Genomic DNA, 2,761 nt, shown 5'->3' with positions numbered 1-2,761 from the left:
TGGTACGGTGTACGCGCTGGTCGGCGGCGGTATAGCGCGGGTCGAAGCCTTCGGCGGCGAGGTCGGCGATTTCGAACGAATGACCGGACGCACTCAGCCCTGCGGCGACTTGCGCGGCCAGGCCGTGGGTGAGGGATTGCGGGTCGTGATGAGCTACAACGATCAGGGCGTGCATGACAGTGACTCCCGTTGGGTTTATGCTGGGCTTAAGTTACCTTTGGTAAGTTACTTTTGGTATATAAGCATGTCAAGCAGTCAATCCCCTGCCCCACGTCGTCGTCTGTCGCGTGAAGATCGTCTGCGTCAATTGTTGGACGTGGCCTGGCAACTGGTGCGTGAAGCAGGCACCGAAGCCCTGACCCTCGGCCACCTGGCGGAACGGGCGGGCGTGACCAAGCCGGTGGTCTATGACCATTTCGTTACCCGCGCAGGGTTGCTGGCGGCGCTGTATGAGGATTTCGACGGGCGCCAGAACCAGGTGTTTGCCGACGCGATCGAAGCCAGCAGCCCGACCCTGGAGAATCGCGCGTGGGTGATCGCCTCGTCCTATGTCGACTGCGTGTTACTGCAAGGTCGGGAAATTCCGGGGGTCATTGCAGCGCTGAGCAGTTCGCCGGAGTTGGAAACCCTCAAGCGCAAGTACGAAGCGATCTTTCTCGATAAGTGCCGCGATGCACTGGCCCCGTTTAGCCCCGGCGGTAGCGTGTCCCAGGCCGGTCTGCGGGCCATGCTGGGGGCGGCAGAAGCCCTGTCCCACGCGGCGGCCAGCGGCGAGCTCAGCCGTGAAGAAGCGCAGCAGGAGTTGTTGGCGAGCATTCTGGCGATGGTCAATCGTGGGGCACGCAGGGGCAGGTGAAAGGCTCTTTTTCAGCCTCGCGCCTGCACAAACAGCCGGGCCTTATGCGCCAGTTGATCCAGGTGCCGGTCGCGTTGCTTCTCGGCATCCACCATGGCGCGTTTGCCGTGCTTTTGCAGCAGGTAGGTATGAATCTGCCGCACTTCCAATGAGCTATAGATGGAGGCCACGTCCAGCACACCCATCAAGCCATCGGTGGCGTAGTCGCGGGTGTTCATCAGCACCTGCGTGCCGCGGGCGCCGCGCACCTGAAAGCCCATCGCCGCGAAGGCCGGGACTTTTTCCACGGCACACGCCAATTCCGCGTGAGGGTAACGCACCAATAGGTCTTGCATCATTCCCCGCGCCACGCCCTGGCGCCTGGAGCCTGCCTGTACGGCCATGAACGCCACACCACAGGCGTCAGGGTCGTCCTTGACCGGCAAGTACAGCAAAAAGCCAATGACGTGTTCCGGGTCTTGCGCAGACGTCGCGACGATCAGTTCGACCGCGATCCCCTTCGACCCGTCCAGCGCCTGCAGGTACAAATGCACCTCAAAGCCGATGGCATATTGGTAAATGTTGTAGAGCAGGTTACTCGGCGGCAAAGCCACGCTGCTGATGTCGGTGAGGTTGTCCACCACCATCTGCAGGATCTGGCTGTTGATCGGCTCGGGGCACGGCGTGGTGTAGCGGGTAAGGCTGAACATGCAAATTCCTGGGGTTTCGCGTCAAGACAGGCGCGATTGTACCTGTTGCAGCAGGTTCGGGATCGATAGGCTGCCATCCACCCGCACAGACGGCGGTCGCACCTGAGCAAACCACGCTTCATGGCGCGGCCGGCTGCGCCCGGCAAATGCGGCCGTTTCATAACCGGCGACCCATGCCATAAACGCCTGGTGGCTCGCATACATATCGCCTTGGGGCAGAATGCGCGCACCAAAGCGCTGGGTTTCCCGCGCCTTGACCCGCGCGAACCGCACAGCGGTGGCGGTGTCGACAAACACCACCAAGCCAACGTCTTTAATCACGTCATCGCCCCAGCCATCCAAAGACCCCGACAACACCCACCGCCCGTCAGCCAACGCCTGGTTGAGTCGGCTGACACGCTCGTTCGGCGGACGTGCTTGCGTATACGGCGGATCGCTGGGGTACCAGTAATAGTCGTCGACATCGAAATGCGGCAGTTGCAGGGCAGACGCCAGCGCCCTGCCCAAGGTGGTGACACCCGCGCCTGCTGCGCCGGTCAGATAGATTCGCAACGTCATTGCCCACAGACCTCGCGCAAACAACCGCGCAGCCAACGATGGGCCAGGTCGGCGTCCAACCGTGGGTGCCAGAGCATTGCCACGGTGAATGCGGGTAACGACACCGGCAGCGCAAAACAGAACAGATCGTGCTGATCTGGGGTGTAGCGTTCGGGCACGGCGGCAATCAGGTCGGTGTTGCGGGCCAAGGCGATGGCGCTGGAAAAGCTCGCGACGATGCTGCCTATCTGCCGCGTCAGGCCTTGGGCTTCGAGGGCGTCGTCGATCTGGCCACGGTCCTGGCCGCGGCGGGACACGTAGATGTGTCGACCCTCGGCAAACCGTGCAGCGCTGACGTCGCCCTGGCTCAGGGGATGGTCGCTGCGCACTACGCCAATCAGGCGATCGCGAAACAGCGCCTGGGTCAGCACTTCGGGGCTGGCCGTGGGGTCGACCACGCCGATTTCCAGGTCGACGCTGCCTTCGCGCAGCGGCGCATTGTCTTTGTCGGTCTTATTGACGAAACGCAGGCGCACACCGGGGGCGTCCTTGGCAATACGGTCGAGCAGCGCCGGGCCGAAGCGTTCGACGAATTCGTCGCTGGTGCGCAGGGTGAAGGTACGCAACACCTGGGCCATCGCCAGAGCTTGCGCCGGGCGCAACACGGCCTGGGCGTCCT

At 62.8% G+C, this 2,761-nt stretch carries 5 protein-coding genes; 1 reads left to right on the top strand and 4 read right to left on the bottom strand.

All coding sequences use genetic code 11. The features are described from left to right. Positions 1-175 (bottom strand): NAD(P)H-dependent oxidoreductase (locus L9Z73_RS28690; protein WP_247408182.1); only part of this gene is annotated, 175 nt, incomplete at its 3' end. A gap of 69 nt (positions 176-244) precedes the next feature. Here L9Z73_RS28690 and L9Z73_RS28685 point away from each other — a divergent pair. Next, on the top strand, positions 245-856 hold the full coding sequence (locus L9Z73_RS28685; protein ID WP_247408180.1) for a TetR/AcrR family transcriptional regulator: 612 nt from the start codon (positions 245-247) through the stop codon (positions 854-856). Positions 857-867: 11 nt separating this feature from the next. On the opposite strand, the gene L9Z73_RS28680 is transcribed toward L9Z73_RS28685, so the two are convergent. From L9Z73_RS28680 to L9Z73_RS28670, 3 genes are all read right to left on the bottom strand, one after another. After that, positions 868-1,545, bottom strand: a complete 678-nt coding sequence (locus L9Z73_RS28680; protein ID WP_247408178.1) for a GNAT family N-acetyltransferase — start codon at positions 1,543-1,545, stop codon at positions 868-870. A gap of 21 nt (positions 1,546-1,566) precedes the next feature. Further along, positions 1,567-2,103 carry an adenylate kinase gene (locus L9Z73_RS28675; RefSeq protein ID WP_247408176.1) on the bottom strand — a complete coding sequence of 179 codons (537 nt, stop codon included), beginning with the start codon at positions 2,101-2,103 and terminating at the stop codon, positions 1,567-1,569. Beyond that, the coding region (locus L9Z73_RS28670) for a LysR substrate-binding domain-containing protein (RefSeq protein WP_247408174.1) at positions 2,100-2,761 on the bottom strand (662 nt) is incomplete at its 5' end. The genes L9Z73_RS28675 and L9Z73_RS28670, both read right to left, overlap by 4 nt.

Origin of the sequence: Pseudomonas emilianonis, assembly GCF_023072625.1 — a bacterium.
GTDB lineage: Bacteria > Pseudomonadota > Gammaproteobacteria > Pseudomonadales > Pseudomonadaceae > Aquipseudomonas > Aquipseudomonas paraveronii.
Note: the sequence above shows the minus strand (reverse complement) of the source record. Positions and strands in the feature narration are given on the sequence as shown.